The organism is Cupriavidus necator N-1 (genome assembly GCF_000219215.1).
GTDB lineage: Bacteria > Pseudomonadota > Gammaproteobacteria > Burkholderiales > Burkholderiaceae > Cupriavidus > Cupriavidus necator.
The window spans coordinates 2002749-2020624 of record NC_015723.1; the positions used below are offsets into that span (position 1 = coordinate 2002749).

17 protein-coding genes and 1 pseudogene are annotated in these 17876 nt (G+C 65.3%); 12 read left to right on the forward strand and 6 right to left on the reverse strand.

Translation table 11 applies throughout. The annotated features are described in order from the left end of the window. Positions 1 to 208: 208 nt before the first annotated feature. The 5 genes from CNE_RS27140 to CNE_RS27160 form a co-directional block, all read right to left on the reverse strand. Positions 209 to 1231, reverse strand: coding sequence for an IS110 family RNA-guided transposase (locus CNE_RS27140; RefSeq protein WP_013953497.1), 1023 nt, complete (start codon positions 1229 to 1231; stop codon positions 209 to 211). 156 nt (positions 1232 to 1387) lie between these two features. Beyond that, positions 1388 to 1993: an IS4 family transposase gene (locus CNE_RS39495; protein ID WP_456236801.1), complete on the reverse strand. Its 606-nt coding sequence runs from the start codon at positions 1991 to 1993 to the stop codon at positions 1388 to 1390. After that, positions 1929 to 3236: a group II intron reverse transcriptase/maturase gene (gene ltrA / locus CNE_RS27150; protein WP_013953498.1), complete on the reverse strand. Its 1308-nt coding sequence runs from the start codon at positions 3234 to 3236 to the stop codon at positions 1929 to 1931. The genes CNE_RS39495 and ltrA overlap by 65 nt, the downstream gene beginning before the upstream one ends. Positions 3237 to 3740: 504 nt before the next feature. Beyond that, entirely contained in the window at positions 3741 to 4736 is a 996-nt protein-coding gene (locus CNE_RS27155) for an IS4 family transposase (protein WP_238553100.1), read from the reverse strand. An 85-nt stretch (positions 4737 to 4821) separates the two neighbouring features. Then, the gene (locus tag CNE_RS27160; RefSeq protein ID WP_041228685.1) at positions 4822 to 5874 is read right to left on the reverse strand and encodes an RNA-guided endonuclease InsQ/TnpB family protein; all 1053 of its coding nucleotides are present in this window, start codon (positions 5872 to 5874) and stop codon (positions 4822 to 4824) included. Positions 5875 to 5963: 89 nt separating this feature from the next. Here CNE_RS27160 and CNE_RS39505 point away from each other — a divergent pair. The 10 genes and pseudogenes from CNE_RS39505 to CNE_RS27205 form a co-directional block, all read left to right on the forward strand. Next, positions 5964 to 6104: pseudogene (locus CNE_RS39505) on the forward strand (hypothetical protein); the annotation flags it as partial. A gap of 84 nt (positions 6105 to 6188) precedes the next feature. After that, on the forward strand, positions 6189 to 7118 hold the full coding sequence (locus CNE_RS27165; protein ID WP_041228686.1) for a LysR family transcriptional regulator: 930 nt from the start codon (positions 6189 to 6191) through the stop codon (positions 7116 to 7118). Between the two features lie 191 nt (positions 7119 to 7309). Next, positions 7310 to 7657 (forward strand): hypothetical protein, encoded by a 348-nt coding sequence (locus CNE_RS27170; protein WP_013953503.1) that lies wholly within the window; start codon positions 7310 to 7312, stop codon positions 7655 to 7657. A 199-nt stretch (positions 7658 to 7856) separates the two neighbouring features. Beyond that, positions 7857 to 8210, forward strand: a complete 354-nt coding sequence (locus tag CNE_RS27175; protein WP_041228687.1) for a Zn-ribbon domain-containing OB-fold protein — start codon at positions 7857 to 7859, stop codon at positions 8208 to 8210. A 28-nt stretch (positions 8211 to 8238) separates the two neighbouring features. Beyond that, positions 8239 to 9384, forward strand: a complete 1146-nt coding sequence (locus CNE_RS27180) for a thiolase family protein (protein ID WP_013953505.1) — start codon at positions 8239 to 8241, stop codon at positions 9382 to 9384. A gap of 1 nt (position 9385) precedes the next feature. After that, the gene (locus CNE_RS27185; RefSeq protein ID WP_013953506.1) at positions 9386 to 10150 is read left to right on the forward strand and encodes an SDR family oxidoreductase; all 765 of its coding nucleotides are present in this window, start codon (positions 9386 to 9388) and stop codon (positions 10148 to 10150) included. Positions 10151 to 10160: 10 nt separating this feature from the next. Beyond that, positions 10161 to 10964, forward strand: a complete 804-nt coding sequence (locus CNE_RS27190) for an enoyl-CoA hydratase/isomerase family protein (RefSeq protein WP_013953507.1) — start codon at positions 10161 to 10163, stop codon at positions 10962 to 10964. Positions 10965 to 10998: 34 nt separating this feature from the next. Then, entirely contained in the window at positions 10999 to 11982 is a 984-nt protein-coding gene (locus tag CNE_RS27195; RefSeq protein WP_013953508.1) for a tripartite tricarboxylate transporter substrate binding protein, read from the forward strand. Further along, a complete protein-coding gene (locus CNE_RS27200) occupies positions 11979 to 12404 on the forward strand; it encodes a PaaI family thioesterase (protein WP_013953509.1) in 426 nt (141 codons plus the stop codon). Before CNE_RS27195 ends, CNE_RS27200 begins: the two co-directional genes overlap by 4 nt. 1 nt (position 12405) lies before the next feature. After that, the gene (locus CNE_RS27205) at positions 12406 to 13641 is read left to right on the forward strand and encodes a CaiB/BaiF CoA transferase family protein (RefSeq protein WP_013953510.1); all 1236 of its coding nucleotides are present in this window, start codon (positions 12406 to 12408) and stop codon (positions 13639 to 13641) included. A gap of 6 nt (positions 13642 to 13647) precedes the next feature. Here CNE_RS27205 and gcvA read toward each other — a convergent pair whose 3' ends face one another. Continuing rightward, positions 13648 to 14544, reverse strand: coding sequence for a transcriptional regulator GcvA (gene gcvA, locus CNE_RS27210; RefSeq protein WP_013953511.1), 897 nt, complete (start codon positions 14542 to 14544; stop codon positions 13648 to 13650). A gap of 189 nt (positions 14545 to 14733) precedes the next feature. On the opposite strand from gcvA, the gene CNE_RS27215 reads away from it, so the two are divergent. Next, complete coding sequence (locus CNE_RS27215; RefSeq protein WP_013953512.1) at positions 14734 to 15612, forward strand: oxidoreductase; 879 nt, start codon at positions 14734 to 14736, stop codon at positions 15610 to 15612. Between the two features lie 209 nt (positions 15613 to 15821). Beyond that, positions 15822 to 17876 carry an elongation factor G gene (gene fusA / locus CNE_RS27220; RefSeq protein ID WP_013953513.1) on the forward strand — a complete coding sequence of 685 codons (2055 nt, stop codon included), beginning with the start codon at positions 15822 to 15824 and terminating at the stop codon, positions 17874 to 17876.

The window sequence follows — 17876 nt, forward strand, 5'->3', positions numbered from 1 at the left end:
TATATCCGACCTTGCTGCAGGAACGTGCCTGCGGGCCTTGATGGAATCAGCCGGGAACGTCCCCATCTCCCACGACGGGCTGTAAGCCGCTTGGATGTCATCGGGTTTGCGTTCCCGCGGTCCGACCTAGTTTGCCATCACACCTTATCTCCTTACCCTGTGCAACCCTGAAGGTATTCGTTTGTGCCCTGCTGTGGTCGTGCTTTCGCTACGCAGGCCGTGCGCTGACATAGCCGGGTTCATAGACGCGGCGATGGGCAAGCAATGCCCAGGCGGTGCGCGCCATCTTGTTGGCTAGCGCGACGATGGCAACATTGGTCGGGCGCCTGACCAGCAGGGCCTCAGCCCAGCACGGGCGCCGCTTCGAGCGGGTCAGCACGATGCGTGCGCCATGGATCAGCAGTTTGCGCAAATAGGGATCGCCACGTTTGCTGATATGGCCGAGGTGAACCTTGCCGCCGGTGCCACTCTGGGTTGGTACCAGGCCCAGGCTGGCCGCGAAGGCTCTGCCTGAGCGGTAAGCCTGGGGAGATCCCATGGTGGCAACCAGGGCCGTGGCGGTGATCGGGCCAATTCCCGGAATCGCATCCACACATTGGGCGGCAGGCTCGGTTTTTAGCCATGCAGCGATCTCTTGCTCGGCCGCGAGGATTTCAGCGTCCAACTGCCTGAGTCGCTGTAACTGGCGCGACAACAGTCGCCACAAGGGAGCCGGGATGGTTTGCTCGATCTCGCTCAGTCGGGTGACAAACTGCGCCATGGCAGCCTTGCGACCAAGCACGAAGTGCAGGCCGTATTCGCCCAGCAAGCCGCGAATCTGATTCACTTGCCGCGTGCGGCTGTCGACTAGTTCCGAGCGAATTCGGTGCAATCCAAGTAAGGCTTGCTGTGCCTCAGTCTTTACCGGTATCGGTCGCATCCCAGGTTGCTGCGCGGCTGTCCAGATCGCGCGCGCGTCGGCCGCATCGGTCTTGTTGGTCCGCACGAACGGTCGCACGTACTTTGGGTGGAGCAGGATGGCTTCATGGCCCAGGCTGATAATCTTTCTTGCCCACCAGTGCGCGCCGCCACACGCCTCCAGTACGAACTTGCCGGGGGTGCGATTGCTCAGAAAGGAAATCAGTTGGGTCTTGCTGAGGCGCCGGCTGTGCGTCTCGCCCGTCTCTGGGTCGACCCAGTAGAGTTGGAAGATCGACTTTGCAAGATCCAGCCCATATGTCGTAGCATTCATTTGGGCTTACCTCAAGTGATGGTTCGGATCTTCACTTTGGCACATCGATGCCGTCGGTCAAGCGAGAGCCCCTCATCGTGGAACCCCCGCTAGCGTTACTGACGGGCGGTGTTCATTCCATCTCCCCTGCCTAAAGGCCTGAGCTTTACCCACATCCTATGGACCTGAACTGAAGATGCGGAACATTTCGGTAATCTCGTGGAGGACGAAGAAGCCTCGCCAGATAACCGTGGCGCCAGGCGGAGGATCACTGCGGCGATTCAGGTAGCCACCCAGCGTGGCGATCCACAGTACTGCCTGATTCAGCGATGGCACTTTGTCCGGTGGCCGGGTGGTTCGGTGTACGCGGCAATACAGAGCCTGCCATTCGATGGGCTGAAGGACTACCTCGCAGGGCAACTCGCCATCAAGGCGAGCCAGTAGAGTCGTGTACAGAATGCGCCAGGCGATTACGGCAAACAGGGAGGTGGCCCGCACGAAGCGTTCCAGTGTACCGAATTGGCGGGCCTCGATACGGCAGCCACTCTTGAGCACACGGTGCCAGGTCTGTCGGGTAAAGGACTGGCGCGGTGCTCGGCGAACTCGGCCCGTTTCCAGCCCCTCCCCATAAGAACCACTCGTGAAGTTTTCCCTCAAGCGGCTCACCCAGTGAGATTCATCGCAAGGGTTATGGGTCCTGTCGGTATGGCGGCCACTTTCACGCGAACACCTCCGCACCCGACAGCGGGCGCGTTTTCCAGTCCCAGTACAATCCCAGGACACCGTAGAGGTACTCGTTACTCCATCGTCGCCACCCGACGCTCCTCTTATTGCGTCGCTTGCGCCGCGTTAGCAGAGTTCGAACCTTCATTTCCAGATAGTCGCGCACCTCACTGAAGGCGCGACTGGCGTTGCCGACCCGAAAGTACTTGACCCATCCCGCCACCGCAGCGTTGAGTCTCGCGATCAGCTTCACGGCAGGAGTCGAGCCTCCGTGCCGGATGATGTCGCGAATCTTCGCCTTGATGGCTTGACGAGCCTTCTTCTTGGGGGTCATCAGGACGAAGTACCCGTTCCCCGCTCGTTTGCGCACGCGACGTAGGTCGAACCCCAAGAACCCAAAGGCTTCACCGTGCAGCGTGTCCACCACCGTGGTTTTCTCCGTGTTCAACTCGACGCCAAGCGGCACGAGCTGTTCCCGCAGACGCAACAGGGCGCGTTCTGCCCAGCCGCGTTTCGTGTGGTGGCCACTGACGGTAATGACGATGTCGTCAGCAAACCGATGATAGTTCACTGCCTCGTAAGGGCCCTGTGCCGTCTTGCGGCGAATCTCGTCGAGCATCCAGTCAATCTCGGTCAAGTAGATGTTCGCAGCGAGAGGGCTGAATGGGCCACCTTGCGGTACCCCAACTTTGCCCGCTGCTTTGATAACCTGCTTGACCAAGTGCATGACCTGAGGATCCTGGATGCGCTTCGCGATCTTGCCCAACAGGGTTGAGTGTTGGATTGTGTCAAAGTAGCGCGACAAATCCACGTCAACCACCGTCGACATGCGCCGCAGTACACTGCGTCTGACTTCCGCCAGCGCGCGGTGTGGGGACCGCTTCGGTCGAAACCCGTAGGAGTTCGGGCAGAAGTCCGCCTCGAATACCGCTTCGAGGATCAGTTTCAGCGCCCCCTGCACCACGCGGTCGCGGATGCAAGGAACCTGGAGGACGCGGACCTTGCCGTTGCTCTTCGGGATCTCTACCCTGCGGTTCGGCTTGGGTTCATACCTGCCTGTTTTGAGGTCTGCCTGAATCTCCGCAAGGAATACAATGCGTCCCGATGCCTCGATGTCTTCAAAGCTCAGATCATCGATTCCCGGTGCACCGCCGTTCCTCTTGGCGATACGGTAGGCCTCGTCAAGGGTTTCGCTCTTCGCAATATGCACGAAGAGTCCCCAGAAGCGATGGGTCTTGTCAGACTTCGCCTTGCGATATATCCGCCTTCTCAGCTCCTGCAGACTGCCGGATGCCTTTGTCATTTCATCCCTGCCTCACCTTGTTGGACGGAGTACTCACCGGTCCGGGCCCTTCCCTCCGGGCGCGTTTTGCTGCACGCCCATCGACAGTACTACGACCCGATCCGTCACCCTGGCACCTATGCCCGCATTTCCCACTCGCGGTTATAGCGGACATCTCCTCGACGGGATTTCTCCGCCGGGTGCCGAGGGCTTCTCCAGTTTCCACGTTATCCTTCACACCATGTCGCCGCTGATACCCCGCCGGTGAGAGTTGCCGTATCGGACTCGTTTCGGACAACTCTTGCTGCTTTCGCGCGTTATCGACCGTCTCAGCCACCGGGTTTTCGTGTGACGAGGCTACATCTGCGTTCACTGCACGTTGCAACCTGGTGCGTTGCATACACTCCTTTCTGAGCATACTGTCGGAGGGCTCCGTCATCTTGCTTTCGCGCCATGACGCCTCCCTAGCTACGAGGACTGAGTCTTTTGCCTCGGTCGGACTTTCACCGACTGGATAACGTGTCCTTATCTGGACACACCGATGGTCCAGCGCCGCGCATACCACTGAAGCCGCTCAAGAGCCTGCTCAGGCGAGTGCGTGGGCACCGAACTGAGTAGCATCCATTCGAGCGGCTCGATACCGGCGGGCGGTTCGTCCTCGATGACATGCACAGCGAAGACATTCTGCTCGGGCAAGCCAGCCCGCGTCTGAGGTGGTTGCAGGCGAACGGGCGCGTATCGCAGCGTCAGGCGGGCCGTGCGTAGGGTGCGTGCACCTCTGGCCGGAATCAGCAACTCGGTGTAGCCTGCCGCAGGGGTGTCCAATACCGCTTGCCAGAGATAGCGCTGGGGATGGCGGGCACAGCGATTCCATGCTGCGCGCACCAGCCAGTCCACTCCGTCTGGTCGCTCGGCAGCAAACAGTTCATACACATCGCTTTCGCGATCTCCGATCCCTACCAGTTGGGTCTGTGCACAGCGCGACTTCAGCGCAGACAGATGGGCAAGACCCTCGATCCACTTAGCGCTTTCTTTCTCGTGGACGGGTCGGGACTTGCGCTGCGCAGCACTACCTTTGGTTGCTTCAGCGCGTGTCCACGTCTTCATGCCCAGCACCCCAAGCGGCAGCCCCTCTGGACTGACTGCCAGCAGGCTGTGCATCAGGAAACCACGCTCATTGCCACCGGTACAGCGACCTAAGCCCTCTGTGGCGTGCAGGTGCGTCAGATTGAATTCGGTCGTATCCTGTATTGCCAGCACCACTGGCAACTGTTCCATGCGGTGCAACGTCTGTGCAATATGCGGCGCCAGCACGCCGTTGGTATCGACCTGATCGTTATCGAAGAAGCGGTAGGCCGCCTTCAGTTCAGCTGGTGACAGGGCCTGGGGGAGCGAAGTGTGTGGACTGATGGCCAGCTGCCGGGCCAGCGCGACCAGTCGCTGCGACAGGCGAGCATCGCCGAGACTCGCCTCTGCGAATTCTTCGCTAGCCCAGTCTGCCGTGTCGTCTCTGATCGCCAATCCGCTGCAACAACATAAATAGGATGGGCGAAAGTTAACACCGCTCAATCCAGTTTACAACCGGATTTGTGGGTAATCCTCAGGCCTAAAGGCAGGGGATTCCCACACCTGGCGATGCACGTCCGCATCGGAGAATGTTTAACGCAGCATTGGTATCACGGTCATGCACGACACCACATCTACTGCAGGTCCACTCTCTTATTCGCAGTCCTGCGATACCTTTCGGCCGCGTCGTGCTGTCCTTCGAACCGCACGCCGAACAGGACTGGGTAGAACCGCTTTCGTTCACTTCCTCAAACGTGGCTCCGTGCGCAATCGCTTTGTAGCGGAGCTTGTCCCGGAAGGACGACCAGGATGCGTCGTAGACGCTCTTCGCCATCTTGGTTTTGGCGAGTTTCAAAGCCGACACGTTGCCGACCGCGATGTAATCGAAGCGCCGGACGAGCTCGAGCGCAAGCTTGTGCTGGAAGTCGGCGCGGGCATTCGCCACCTTGGCATGCAGCTTGGCAATATGCCGCTTGTGCTTTCGCGCACGCTGCGCCTTCGCCAGTCGTTCGGCGGCATGCCGGCCAAACCGGTCATTAGGGAGCTTCTCGCCGGTCGAAAGCGTCGCGAAGTCCTTCAAACCAAGATCGATGCCGACGCCAGTTTGAATCGGGCGTGCCGGCATATCAGCAACTTCTATCACGATGTTGAGAAACCAGTTCCCGCGCGAATCCTGCGCAAAGTTGCTGCCGTCCCTGACCTTGCCTTCGGGCAACAGGCGACTATTGAAAACGCGGAAGGTATGCCCGGCAAAGCGAAACGCCTCGCCCTCTCGTTTCAAATCGCGGCCCTTCATGGGCACCCATCCAAGGCTCTTCCTACCGCGGTATCGCAAGTAAGGACGGCGATGCTGGCTGCGCGATTTCGCGTACTGCTCGCATGTCGCGTTGACCGTGCCGGAATGGATGCCGAGTTCCTTGCTGCTGCCCGTGGTCAGCACGTTCAGATCGAACCCGCTCGGCCACGTCTTCCCCCATTTGAGCGCGTGCTTCTGCGTGTCATTGCAGAAGTTCCAGACGTAGTTCACCGCGCGGCTCTGCTTGTTGAGCAGGCCGTTGAGCGACTTCACCCGGTAGCGGTAGACACGAATCATGCCGCTCATTCTAACGTGGGAATGCCGCCTCTCGGCGGCGCCCCTTTCACTCCCCGCCTTGAATGGCGAGGTTTCTCGGAGCAAATCTGATGAACGAACTGGGCGTCAAGGGATTAGGTGAAATCGCGTTGGTGGGCGTGGCGCCGGCCGTGGCCAACGCTGTGTTCCACGCAACCGGAAAGCGCGTGTGGGAGCTGCCGATCCGCATCGAGCATCTGGTCGAGCAATAGTCCGCGCACGGGCCTGCCCTTGCTGTTTTCGTGATCCCGGACTGGCGTTATGATGGCCGCATTCCCAACCTCTGGTTGCCAGTCATGGACAAGGCCCGTGTCCTCACCCTCTTCCTCGGCGTGGTGCGCGCCGGCAGCTTCCATCGCGCCGCGGTGGAGGCTGGCGTCACCCCGCAGGCCGCCAGCAAGGCCGTGCGCACGCTGGAGGACCATCTCGGCGTGCGGCTGCTGCACCGGACCACGCGCAAGCTCAGCCTGACGGAAGAAGGCGCACGCCTGTTCGAGCTGGCCGCGCCGGGCATGCGCCAGCTCGACGAAGCGCTCGAGCAGGTCCGCAGCAGCAAAAGCGACGACGACGGCCTGATCCGCCTGACCGCTCCGCCGTCGCTCGGCAGCCGCGTGCTGATCCCGCTGGTGCGCGGCTTTCGCGAACAATACCCCGGCATCGCCTTCGATGTGGTGCTGAGCGACCTCTTCACCGACCTGGTCGAAGCCAAGATCGATGTCGGCTTCCGCGTCGGCACCAGCCCCGGCCAGAACCTGGTGGCGCGGCGGCTGTGCGACCTGCCGCTGGTCATCTGCGCGGCGCTGGATTACCTGGCGCGGCACGGCGAGCCGGCCACCCTCGACGACCTGCTGCAGCACCAGTGCACGGGCTTCCGCCGCCCCGCCACCGGGCGCATGGTGCCGTGGGAGCTGCAGGTGGACGGCGACCTGATCTACCAGGAGGTGCCTGCCGTGGCGAGCTTCAATGACGTGGAAACCGAGGTCGAAGCGGTGCGCGCCGGCATGGGCATCGGCCAGCTGCCCGCCTACATGATCCACGCCGACCTTGTCAGCGGGCGGCTGAAGGCGATCCTGCCGGGGTACAGCAGCAGCAATATCGGCATGTACATGTACTACCCGCATCGCAGCCAGATGCCGGTGCGGGTCCGGCGCTTCATCGACTTTGTGGTGGAGGCGGGCCGGGGCGCGGAGCAGTCGCTGTCGCGCCTGGTCGGGATCGTGCCCTGAGCCTGCTACCCCGCACTAGCAACCGTAAGTTGCTAGTGAAGCGCCATTCCACTCCCTAGTGCGACGTCCGCTCCACGCCTAGATTGGTCTCAACGGCGGCTGCACGGCGCCATCCCCGGAACCACACCGGGATATGCGCAGCACCCACCGTCCGCCTCATTCTTCGATGACCAGTCTCCAGGAGCGACATCATGATTGCCCAACTCGCACGCACCCTTGTTCCCGCCGCCATCTCGCTGGTGGTCGCCGTCTCCCCCCAGAACGCCAATGCCGCGCCAGCCGGCAACAGCGCGCCCGCCAGCGTGGCAGCGCGCACGCATGACGTGTTCACCGACGGCCAGCGGCAGGGCAGTTTCGACACCTTCTCCGAAGGCGCGCATAACCGTGGCGCCGCCGCGCTCGTTGCCGGCCTCGACCGCGGCGAGGTCTCGGCCACTCCGCGGCGAAAGTTCGATCCGTACACCGATGGTGCCCGTGCGGTCGAAGGCGATCCGCGCCCGCGCGGCACGGCGTTGAATGGCGCATCGGCGTGGGTGTGATCGCCCGCTCCGAAGTCGAGGCAACGCGGCAGCGCAAGACCTGAACGGCTGACTCCGGCCCCAGACAAAGCGCCTTTCCAGACATCTCATTCTGGCCCTTCGCTTGACTTTTTCTCAACCGAAAACGCCGGAAATATCGTTTGTCGCGCAGGCCGACGACGACAACTATTACGCCAAGGCCAACCCACAGGAGACAGCCATGTCAGACCAGCCCTATCCGCTCTGGAGCGCGGAACCCGTTCCCCACCTGCTTGCCTCGCGTGATCGTGCCACCGGCGAGTGGATCTTCCCGGCGCTGCCCGCCGACTCGCCGCTGGCGGACGGCCACGAAACCGTCGCCATCACCGGCACGGGCGTGCTCTACAGCTTCACCGTGATCCACCCCGCGCCCAAAAGCGGGCAGCCGCCGTATGCGCTGGGTTATGTCGACTTCGTCGGCCCGGTGCGCATCTTCGGCCGCCTGCAGGGCACGGCGCGTCCGGTCATCGGCGAACGCTACGCGCAGCGGCATGACGCCGGGCTGGGCTATGTCTTCGAGGCCGTCACAGCCTGAACGATCGAGAAAAGGAAAGGTAAGCAAGATGCAAGACATCTATATCCACGGCGGCGCGATGACGCCGTTCGGCCGCCACCCCGGCGTGCTGGCGCCGGAACTGGCGCAACAGGCGATCCTCAAGGCGCTGGCCGATGCCGAGGTGCCGGCCGGGCGCATCCAGGCGGTCTACTGCGCCAACGTGCTGGGCGGCATGATTCTCGGCCAGCTGATCGTGCGCGACCTGGGGCTCAAGGGCATCCCGGTCTACAACGTCGAGAACGCCTGCGCCAGCGGCGCCACCGGCGTGCACCTGGCACGGCACGCGCTGCTGGCCGGGCAATACGACACGGTGCTGGTCTTCGGCATCGAGCAGCTGACCGCGCTCGGCGGCGGCACCATCCCGCTGCAGCGCAATGACCAAAAGACCGAGCTCTATGCGAAGTCGGGCATGGTGCTGCCCGCGGTGTATGCGATGCGCGGCACGCGTTTTCTGCACGAGCGCGACGCCAATCCTGCCGACCTCGCCGAAGTGGCCGTGAAGAACCGCTACCACGGCTCGCTGAACCCGTATGCCCAGCAGCGCAAGACCACCACGGTCGAGGAAGTGCTGGCCTCGCGCATGATTGCCGACCCGCTGACGCTGCTGCAGTGCTGCCCGTCGCAGGTCGATGGCGCGGCGGCGGTGGTGCTGAGCACGCGCCGCCCGGCGCAGGCGCGGCCGGTGAAGGTGCTCTCGTCGGTAGTGGTGTCGGGCATGCGAGAGGAGGCCGACGACGACATTCTCGATGCCGAGATCACCGCGCGCGCTGCGCGCCAGGCCTATGAACAGGCTGGTCTCGGCCCGCAGGACGTCGACGTGGTCGAGCTGCACGACGCCTTCACCATCGCCGAACTGCTCTACTACGAAGCCCTCGGCCTGGCACCGCGCGGCGACGCCGTGCCCCTGCTCAAATCCGGCGCGACGCGCCTGGGCGGGCGCGTGCCGGTCAACCCGAGCGGCGGCCTGCTGGCCAAGGGCCATCCGCTGGGCGCCACCGGCGTGGCGCAGATGGTCGAGATCCTGTGGCAGCTGCAAGGCCGCGCCGGCGAACGCCAGGTGGCGGATGCGCGCATCGGCCTGACGCAATGCACCGGCGGCGGCATCGCGGGCGTGGACCACGCCGCCTCTTCCGTCCATTTGCTGGGAGTCTGAGATGGGCACGCAACGCTTCGATCCTTCCCATGTAGCCGTGGTCACTGGCGCCGCGCGCGGCATCGGCCTGGGCATCGCCACGCAACTGGCCCGCCAGGGGCTGGCCGTGGCCCTGCTCGACCGCGACGCGGCCGCGCTCGATGCCGCCGTCGGCGCGCTGGTCGCCGAGGGCTTCAACGCCATTGGCGCCAGCGTCGACCTGACCGACTCGGCAGCGGTCAACGACGCCTTCGCGCAAGTGCAGGCGCGGAGCGGCCGCGTCGACTACCTGGTCAACAACGCCGGCGCGGTCCGCGACATGCGTTTCCTGAAGATGACCGACGAGGACTGGGACCTGGTCATCGATACCAACCTGCGCTCGCAGTTCCTGTGCTGCCGCGCGGCGCTGCCGGGCATGGTCGAGCGCGGCTACGGGCGCGTGGTCAATATCTCGTCCCGGGCCTGGCTCGGCGGTTTCGGGCAAGCCAACTACTCCGCAGCCAAGGGTGGTGTGGTCAGCCTGACGCGCTCGCTGGCGATCGAGTTCGCGGCCAAGGGCATCACCGTCAATGCGGTGGCGCCGGGCATCGTCGATACCCCGCTGTTCCGCGGCTTTACGCCCGAGGTGCAGGCACGGCTGCAAAAGTCGGTCCCGGTGCAGCGCATCGGCACCGCCGACGACATCGCCAACGCGGTCAGCTTCTTCCTCGATCCGCAGTCGTCGTACGTGACCGGGCAGACGCTCTATGTCTGCGGCGGGCGCAGCCTGTCGTCGCCGAGCGTATAAGGAGGCCGCCATGACCGTACGACTCCACACCGAAGGCGCGGTCGCCGTGCTGACGATCGACCGGCCCGAGGCGCTCAATGCGCTGGACGTGACCGCGCTGCGCGAACTGCGCGCGCATCTCACCGAAGTGCGCGACCGCGACGACCTGCGCGTGGCCGTCCTGACCGGCGCCGGCACGCGCGCCTTCTGCGCAGGCGCCGACCTGAAGGGCACGCGCAGTTCGCCCGCCACCTACCCGGAAGCGCTGTTCCGCGCGCCGGAGCAGGCGGCCGACCTCGGCCTCTATATCCGGCTGATGGACCTGACCGACCTGAGCCTGTGCAAGCCGCTGATCGCTGCCGTCAACGGGCATTGCCTCGGGGCCGGGCTGGAGATCGCGCTGCAATGCGATGTGCGGATTGCGTCGGAGCGGGCGAGCTTCGGCCTGCCCGAAGCCGCGGTCGGATCGATCCCCGCCGTTTCCGGCCTGCATCGCCTGCTCAAGGCCGTGCCGGCGGCGCATGCGATGCAGATGGTGCTGACCGGCGAGCGGATCGATGCGGTGCAGGCCGCGCGCATTGGCCTGGTCACCGAGTCGGTGGCGCCAGCCGCGCTGCTCGACCGTGCGCTGACCATCGCCACCTGCATCGCCGCCAATGCACCGCTGGCGGTTCAGGCAGTCAAGCGGCTGTCGCGCCAGACCAGCCACCTCAGCGAAGCCGATGCGCAGCAGCTGACTGAACTCTACTGGGGCGTGCTGCGCGATACCGCCGACCGGACCGAAGGCCGGCAGGCATTTGCCGAGAAGCGCCAGCCCCGCTACACGGGCCGCTGAGCGTTTGAAAACACACACACACAGGAGACAAAGCATGACTCGCATTACCCGATTCGCACGCCTGGCGCTGGCCGGCATGCTGGCAGCCACCGCCCTGGGCGCGGCGGCACAGGCGCCCTTCCCCACGCAGAAGCCGATCTCCCTGGTAGTGCCGTTCGCCCCCGGCGGCGGCAACGACATCCTGGCGCGGCTGATTGCGCCCAAGATGGGCCAGTTGCTGGGCCAGACCATCGTCATCGAGAACAAGCCCGGCGCGGGCGGCAACCTTGGCGCCGACTACGTCGCCCATGCGGCGCCGGACGGCTATACGCTGGTGATCGCGTCGAGCCAGGTGACGATGAACCCCTTCCTCGGCACCAAGATTCCGTTCAGCATCGAACGCGACTTCGAGCCGGTGGGGCGGATCGCGTCGGTGCCAATCATGCTGGTCGCCAACCCCAACCAGCCGTTCCGCACGCTGCAGGACTTTATCCAGTACACCCGCGCCAACCCCGGCAAGCTCAGCTATAGCAGCCCGGGCAACGGCACGCCGCAACACCTCGCCGGTGAAGTCTTTGCCAAGCTCAACAAGACCGAACTGCTGCACGTGCCCTATCGCGGCACCGGGCCGTCGATCACCGACCTGATGGGCGGCCAGGTGCAGATCTCCTTCGCCACCTTTGCCTCGGCGATCCAGTACGTGCGCGCCGGCAAGCTGCGCGCGCTCGGCATCGCCGGCAAGACGCGCACCGCGCTGATGCCGGACCTGCCGACCTTTGCGGAAGCCGGCATGGCCGGCTACGACGCCGAGCTGTGGTACAGCCTGCTGGCGCCGGCGCGGACGCCCAAGCCGGTGGTCGACAAGATCAACGCCGCGCTGGTGGCGGCGCTGAAATCGCCTGATGTGGCGGAGCAGATGGGCAAGCAGGGCTTCGAGCCGCAGGCATCATCGCCGGCCGAGCTGAAGGCGTATATCGGCAAGGAGATGGCGCGCTGGCAGCGCCTGATCCGGGACAACGGCATCAAGGTGGCGCTATGAACACGCATACCGAAAGCCATGTCCTGCCCGCCACGGACAACCCGCTGCTGGACTACCTCGGCATCCGCCTGGCCAGCGTCGGCGACGGCCGCTGCACCTTCGAGCTCGATCTCGAGCCGCGCCACCTGAACCGCCAGGGCAGCGTGCAGGGCGGCGTGACTGCCACGCTGCTCGACGCAGCCTGCGGGTACGCCGGGCTGCCCGCCCGCCGTGACGGCGCGCTCGGCCACGCGGTCACTGTCATGCTGACGATCAGCTACCTCAGCAAGGCCAGCACGGGCCGGCTGCGCGCCACGGCGCAGGTCACCCGTGCCGGCATGAGCCTGTACTTCGCCTCGGCGGAGCTGACCACCGATGCCGGCGTGCTGGTGGCCACCGCGCAAGGCACATTCAAACGATCCCGCACCCTTCCGGAGGCATGACATGTTGCGCGACGCACTGGACGGCCTGACCGTCATCGACTTCACGCAGATCGGCGCCGGGCCGACCTGCACCATGCTGCTGGCCGACATGGGCGCCAGGGTCATCAAGGTGGAGCCGCCCGGCGGCGAACTGGGCCGCGGTCTGGGACCGGGCTGGCTCGGCGACGACAGCGCGCTGTTCCACGGCTTCAACCGCAACAAGCTGGGCGTGGCGCTCGACCTCAAGTCCGCTGACGGCGTGGCCGTGGCACGCCGCCTGATCGCGGGCGCCGACATCGTGGTGGAAAGCATGCGCCCGGGCGTGATGGAGCGCCTCGGCCTCGGCCATGCGCAACTGGCCAACGCGCACCCCGCGCTGATCTACTGCTCGATCTCCGCCTACGGGCAGGAAGGGCCGCATGCGCATCGCGCCGGCGTCGACGGCATCATGCAGGCCGATTCCGGCCTGATGAGCCTGATCGGCCTGCCCGACGGCGAGCCGTGCAAGGTGCAGGCGCCGGTGGTCGACGTGACGACCGGTTACGTGGCCTGCGTGGGCGTGCTGGCGAAGCTCGCGCAGCGGGCGCGCGACGGCCTGGGCGGCCATCTCGACGTCAACCTGCTCAATGCGGCGCTGGCGCTGCAGCAGTCGTCCATCACCAGCTATTGCGCCGACGGGAAACTGCCGGAACGCGTGGGCAGCGCGGCACCCTACTCCGCGCCCAACCAGGCCTTCCGCACCGCCGATGGCTGGGTCATGGTGGCCGCCTATATGCCCGAGCGCTGGCGCCGGCTGTGCGATGTAGTGGGCCGGCCCGAACTGGCCGACGATCCGCGTTTTGCCACCTCGCCGCTGCGCGTCGCCAATCGCGCGGCAATGGTGGAGGCGCTGACCAGTGTCTTCATCACCAGCACGACCGACACATGGCTGGCGTTGCTCCAGGACGCCGACATTCTGTGCGCCCCCGTGGCGACCTACGAGGACGTCATGGCGCATCCGCAGGTGGCTGCCAACCGCATGGTGCAGCGCGTCCGGCACGACACCCTGGGCGAGATCCGGATGCCGGGATTCCCAATCAACAGCGCTCAGGAGAACGCATTGCCATCGCGGCCGGCACCGGCTTGCGGGCAGCATACGCAGGCGGTGCTGGGCGAGCTTGGCTACAGCCGCGACGAAATCGCCGCGCTGTCGTCACGGGGCGCTATCCACTGCGGCGATATCGAGGAGAAGCGACACGTGGTCGCGGCGGCATCGTGAGCGCGCTCAACCCTGAGCGTCAAACTGCGCCAGCAACCACTGCCGGAACACCGCCATGCTCGCGCTTTCCTTGCGATCGGCGGGCGTCAGCAGGTAGTAGGTGAAATCGCCCATGTCCACGGTCTGGCGGAATGGCGCCACCAGCCGGCCGGCGTCGAGATCCGCCGCCACCAGGAAGCGCTGCGCGATGGCAAAGCCCTGCCCTTCGACCGCGGCCGCATAGGCCATGGCCGAGCTCTGGTAGGTCATGCCGCTGTGCGCATCGACCTGCCCCTCCGCGCGCGCGGCCTTGAGCCAGTGGGCCCAGTCGTCGGGCCGCGCGATCGAGTGCAGCAGGGTCTGGTGCTGCAGGTCAGCGGGCTTCTTCACCTTCGGCCCGCCCTCCAGCAGCCCTGGGCTGCATACCGGCACCAGGATGTTCGACACCAGCCGGTAGGTATTCACGCCGCTCCACTTGCCGTCGCCCAGCCGGATCGCGCCGTCGATGTCTTCCTTGCGGAAGTCGACCGGATCGAGCGACGCCGTCAGCAGCACCTCGATGCCGGGATTGGCGGCATGGAAGCTCGACAGCCGCGGGATCAGCCAGCGCATGGCAAAGGTGGTGTAGGCGCGCACCTTCAGCTGCTTGCGCTTGGCGCGCTTGCTCAATCGCCGCGTGGCCTCGCGCAGGTCGTCCATCGCCTTGGTCACGGCGCGGTAGTAGTCCTCGCCGGTGCGGGTCAGCGAGATCTGCCGGTGGCCGCGATGCAGCAGCTGCACGCCCAGCCCCTCCTCCAGCGCGCGGATCTGGCGGCTGACGGCGCCGGGCGTGACGTGCAGCTCCTCGGCAGCCGTGGTGATGCTGAGGTGCCGTGCGGCCGCCTCGAAAGCGCGCAAGGCGTTCAGTGGGGGCAGTTTGTCCATGCCGGCGAGTCTGCCACACGGTTGAGGTTTGCTCAATCGACGCGCTGGCTTTTCATTCACAACTAGTAGTTGTTATTGAAACTCGATTACGCCGCCTAGTGTTGCGGGCATCGCCAGCCTAAATTTGTCTCCGTGGCCCCCGCCATCAGACATCGCAGTCAAACCGAGCACCCTGAAAGGAGATTCACCATGTCCGCCAACACCACCAACACCACTGTCAACGCCACCAGCAAGGTCTGGTTCATTACCGGCGCTTCGCGCGGCTTCGGCCTGGAACTGACCCGTGCCGCGCTGGCACGTGGCGACCGGGTCGTCGCCACCGCGCGCCGCCCGGAAACGATCACCGCCGCACTGGGCGAACACGCCAACCTGCTGGGCGTGGCGCTGGACGTCACCAGCGAAGCCCAGGCCATCGCCGCCGCCGGGGCCGCCGTGGCCCGCTTCGGCCGCATCGACGTGCTGGTCAACAACGCTGGCTACGGCCTGCTCGGCGCGGTCGAAGAGGCCTCCGCGCAGGAAGTCGAGCAGCAGTTCGCCACCAACGTGTTCGGCGTGCTCACCGTGACGCGTGCCGTGCTGCCGCAGATGCGCCGGCAGCGCAGCGGCCGCATCCTCAACATCTCGTCGATCGGTGGCTACGCGGCGTACCCTGGCTGGGGCGTCTACGGCGCCACCAAGTTCGCGGTCGAGGGCCTGACCGAAGCGCTTGACGCGGAACTGTCGCCGCTGGGCATCCGCGCCACCGTGGTCGAGCCGGGCTTCTTCCGCACCGACTTCCTCGATGCCAGCTCGCTCGTGCGCGTGCGCACCGAGATCCCGGCCTACGCGGAAACGGTCGGCGCAATGCGCGAGCACATGACTTCGGCGAACCACCAGCAGCCCGGCGACCCGGCCAAGCTGGCGGCAGCCCTGCTGACGCTAGCGGACAGCGAAACCCCGCCAGTGCGCCTGCCGCTGGGCTCGGACACGGTCTACCGCATCGCCGAGAAGAACCGCAAGGTGGAAAGCGAACTAGCCGCGTGGCAGGCGCTGGCGGTGTCGACCGACCACGACGACGTGCGCCGCTGATCTTTGCTGCGGCGCACCAGCGCACGGTTTGCTGCAGTGCAGGCAAGCCGTGCGACCCGCGAAACAAAGGCCGGCCGAGCGCCGACCTCGCCACTTGCGGGCCATCTTGCGTCCGGCATTGCACGGTGTCGGGCATCCGCGTATGTCGCTTCCGGCGAATTTCGCCAATAATGCCCTGAGAGTCATTGCCGGACGAACCGAGAGCCAACATGCACGATAGTCCCGATGCCATCCGCACCGTCGCCCTGCTCGGGCACGCGGGGTGCGGCAAGACCTCGCTGGCCGAGGCACTGTTGTACAAGGGCGGTGCCGTGCACACGCCCGGCAGCATCGAACGCGGTTCCACGGTGTGCGACAGCGATCCGTTGGAGCGCAAGTACAAACGCTCGCTGACGTCCGCGGTCGCCCACCTGCACTACCGCGACACCCGCATCTACCTGGTTGACACCCCCGGCTACCCGGACTTCTCCGGGCTGGCGATCAGCGCACTGGCGGCGGTGGAAACCGCCGCCATCGTCATCAATGCGCAGACCGGCATCGAGATGACCACGCGCCGGGCCATGGCCTGGGCGCAGGCGCGCCAGCTGTGCCGGATGATCATCATCAACGGCATCGACGGCGACAAAGTCGACCTGCCCGCGCTGCTGACGGAGATCCAGGAGGCCTTCGGCAAGGAATGCCTGCCGATCAACCTGCCGGCCGACAACGGCAGCAAGGTGGTTGACTGCTTCTTCAATCCGGCCGGCGAGTCGGATTTTTTATCTGTGCCCTCCGCGCACGATGCGCTGATCGACCAGGTCATCGAGATCGATCCCGAGCTGATGGAGCTGTACCTGGAACAAGGCGAGGCGATCACGCCGGAGCAGCTGCACGCGCCGTTCGAGCGCGCGCTGCGCGAAGGACACCTGGTGCCGATCTGCTTTACCTCGGCGGCGACCGGCGCCGGCATCACCGAGCTGCTGGATGTGTTCGTGCGGCTGCTGCCCAATCCCACCGAGGGCAATCCGCCACTGTTCTATCGCGATACGGGTGAAGGCAGCGAGAACCGCAAGGCCGTGCGCGCGGAGCCCGTGCCGGACAAGCATGTGCTGGCGCACGTCTTCAAGATGGTCGTCGATCCCTATGTCGGCAAGCTGGCGGTGTTCCGCATCCACCAGGGCACGATCACGCGCGACAGCCAGCTCTATATCGGCGAAGGACGCCAGCCGTTCAAGGTGGCGCACCTGCTGCGGCTGCAAGGCAAGGAGACACAGGAAGTGCCACGCGCCGGGCCGGGCGATATCTGCGCGGTGGCCAAGATCGATGAACTCGGCTTCGATGCCGTGCTGCACGATGCCACCGAGGACGGCGATATCCACCTGACGCCGCTGGAATTCCCCACGCCGATCTACGGACTGGCGATCGAGCCGGCACGCCGCGGCAACGAGCAGCGGCTGGCGGAGGTACTGCACAAGCTGAGCGCCGAAGACCCGTGCCTGCGCGTGGAGCATCCGGCCGGCACCAACGAGACCGTCGTGTTCGGCCTGGGTGAGTTCCACCTGCGCTGTGCGCTGGAGCGGCTGACCGAGCAATACAAGGTGGAGGTGGTGACGCGCCCGCCCAAGATCGCCTACCGCGAAACCATCGGCGGCAAGGCCGAGGGCCACCACCGGCACAAGAAGCAGACCGGTGGCGCGGGGCAGTTCGGCGAAGTGATGCTGCGCGTGGAGCCGCTGTCGCGCGGCGAGGGCTTCGACTTCGTCGATGCGGTCAAGGGTGGCGCGATTCCCGGCCAGTTCATTCCCGCCGTGGAAAAAGGCATCCGCCAGGTGCTGGACAGCGGCCCGCTGGCGGGCTTCCCGATGCAGGACGTGCGCGTGACCGTGTTCGACGGCAAGAGCCATCCGGTCGATTCCAAGGAAGTCGCGTTCGCGACCGCCGGACGCAAGGCGTTTATCGACGCGGTGCTCAAGGCCAGGCCCAGCGTGCTGGAGCCGATCGTCGATATCGAGGTGACGGCGCCGGGCACCGCCATGGGCGACATCATCGGCGACCTCTCCACCAAGCGCGGCCAGGTCCATGGCACGCGCACCGCGGCCGGCAACGCCGTGATCGTGGCCGGCCAGGTGCCGCTGTCCGAGCTCAATGACTACCAGTCACGGCTGAACAGCATCACCGGCGGCCACGGCAGCTATACCATCCAGTTCAGCCACTACGACAACGTGCCGCCGGCGCAGCAGGACAAGATGGCATCGAAGCACAAGGCGCAGCAGGATACGGATTGA

Coding starts and splice junctions, on each gene's coding strand:
- CNE_RS27140 (WP_013953497.1), bottom strand. CDS start 1,231: ATGAATGCTACGACATATGGGCTGGATCTTGCAAAGTCGATCTTCCAA.
- ltrA (WP_013953498.1), bottom strand. CDS start 3,236: ATGACAAAGGCATCCGGCAGTCTGCAGGAGCTGAGAAGGCGGATATAT.
- CNE_RS27160 (WP_041228685.1), bottom strand. CDS start 5,874: ATGATTCGTGTCTACCGCTACCGGGTGAAGTCGCTCAACGGCCTGCTC.
- CNE_RS27165 (WP_041228686.1), top strand. CDS start 6,189: ATGGACAAGGCCCGTGTCCTCACCCTCTTCCTCGGCGTGGTGCGCGCC.
- CNE_RS27170 (WP_013953503.1), top strand. CDS start 7,310: ATGATTGCCCAACTCGCACGCACCCTTGTTCCCGCCGCCATCTCGCTG.
- CNE_RS27175 (WP_041228687.1), top strand. CDS start 7,857: ATGTCAGACCAGCCCTATCCGCTCTGGAGCGCGGAACCCGTTCCCCAC.
- CNE_RS27180 (WP_013953505.1), top strand. CDS start 8,239: ATGCAAGACATCTATATCCACGGCGGCGCGATGACGCCGTTCGGCCGC.
- CNE_RS27185 (WP_013953506.1), top strand. CDS start 9,386: ATGGGCACGCAACGCTTCGATCCTTCCCATGTAGCCGTGGTCACTGGC.
- CNE_RS27190 (WP_013953507.1), top strand. CDS start 10,161: ATGACCGTACGACTCCACACCGAAGGCGCGGTCGCCGTGCTGACGATC.
- CNE_RS27195 (WP_013953508.1), top strand. CDS start 10,999: ATGACTCGCATTACCCGATTCGCACGCCTGGCGCTGGCCGGCATGCTG.
- CNE_RS27200 (WP_013953509.1), top strand. CDS start 11,979: ATGAACACGCATACCGAAAGCCATGTCCTGCCCGCCACGGACAACCCG.
- CNE_RS27205 (WP_013953510.1), top strand. CDS start 12,406: ATGTTGCGCGACGCACTGGACGGCCTGACCGTCATCGACTTCACGCAG.
- gcvA (WP_013953511.1), bottom strand. CDS start 14,544: ATGGACAAACTGCCCCCACTGAACGCCTTGCGCGCTTTCGAGGCGGCC.
- CNE_RS27215 (WP_013953512.1), top strand. CDS start 14,734: ATGTCCGCCAACACCACCAACACCACTGTCAACGCCACCAGCAAGGTC.
- fusA (WP_013953513.1), top strand. CDS start 15,822: ATGCACGATAGTCCCGATGCCATCCGCACCGTCGCCCTGCTCGGGCAC.